The sequence below is a fragment of the Rhodoferax sp. ZS1R8 genome (assembly GCF_056521325.1).
The window spans coordinates 1-1,093 of sequence record NZ_JBWMBA010000170.1; the positions used below are offsets into that span (position 1 = coordinate 1).

Annotated in this window: 2 protein-coding genes; both read left to right on the forward strand. The window is 62.9% G+C overall.

Going from position 1 to position 1,093, the window contains the following annotated elements; all coding sequences use genetic code 11:
• A partial coding sequence (locus AC097P_RS24730; protein WP_479613061.1) for a M24 family metallopeptidase occupies positions 1-563 on the forward strand: 563 nt, incomplete at its 5' end.
• Positions 564-691: 128 nt separating this feature from the next.
• A partial coding sequence (locus AC097P_RS24735; protein ID WP_479613062.1) for an ATP-binding cassette domain-containing protein occupies positions 692-1,093 on the forward strand: 402 nt, incomplete at its 3' end.

Genomic DNA, 1,093 nt, shown 5'->3' on the forward strand with positions numbered 1-1,093 from the left:
CCCGCGTCTGGCCCATAGGCACACCCAGCGCCGCGCAGAAGCGCGACTACACGCTGGTGCTCAAAGGCACGATTGGCCTGTCCCGCGCGCGCTTTCCGCTGGGCACGCTGTCGCCCATGCTGGACGCGCTAGCCCGCGCACCGCTGTGGGAACACGGCATGGACTACGGCCACGGCACCGGCCACGGCGTGGGCTATTTCCTGAACGTGCACGAAGGTCCGCAAAGCATTTCCAAGGCCATTCCCGATGCCAACATGGCCATGCAGCCCGGCATGATCACCTCGGTCGAACCCGGCCTGTACCGCGGTGGTCAATGGGGTGTGCGCATCGAGAACCTGGTGCTGAATGTGGCCGCGCAGACCGGCGAACAATTTGGTGAATTCCTGGAGTTCGAGACGCTGACGCTGTGCCCCATCGACACGCGCTGCATAGACAAGAGCCTGATGCGCGCCGACGAGATCGTCTGGCTCAATGCCTACCACGCCACCGTGCGCACCCGTCTGAGCCCACTGGTCAGCGGCGCGGCGCTGGACTGGCTGCAGTTGCGCACCGAGGCAATGTGAGTGCGCTGACGGAGATGTGAGCACACGGGTAAATCCGGGGCAGGGTAAGCCCGCGTAGTGGGGTAAATTGCGGTATGAAACTTGCAAGCAGGCCTACAATAATTTGACCAAATGGTTAGCTTTTATCCATGAACCCCGATCAACCCACTGCCACCGCCGATGCCAGCCACCCCTACAGCCCCCAGCCCGAGGGCAAAGCAGCATCGCAGGCTGCGGTAGAGGTGCACAACGCCAGTCTGGTCTACCAGACGGCGGATACCCCGGTCAAAGCCCTGAGCAACATCGACCTGCGTATTGGTGAGGGCGAATTTGTGTCGCTGATCGGCCCCTCGGGCTGCGGCAAGACCACACTGTTACGCGTGATTGCCGACCTGGAGCAGATCAGCGAGGGCACGGTGCTGGTCAACGGCGTCAGCCCGCACGACGCGCGCCTGGCCCGCGCCTATGGGTATGTCTTCCAAGCACCAGCGTTGTTCCCCTGGCGCACCGTTTTGGGTAATGTGATGCTGCCCCTGCAGATCCAGGGCACA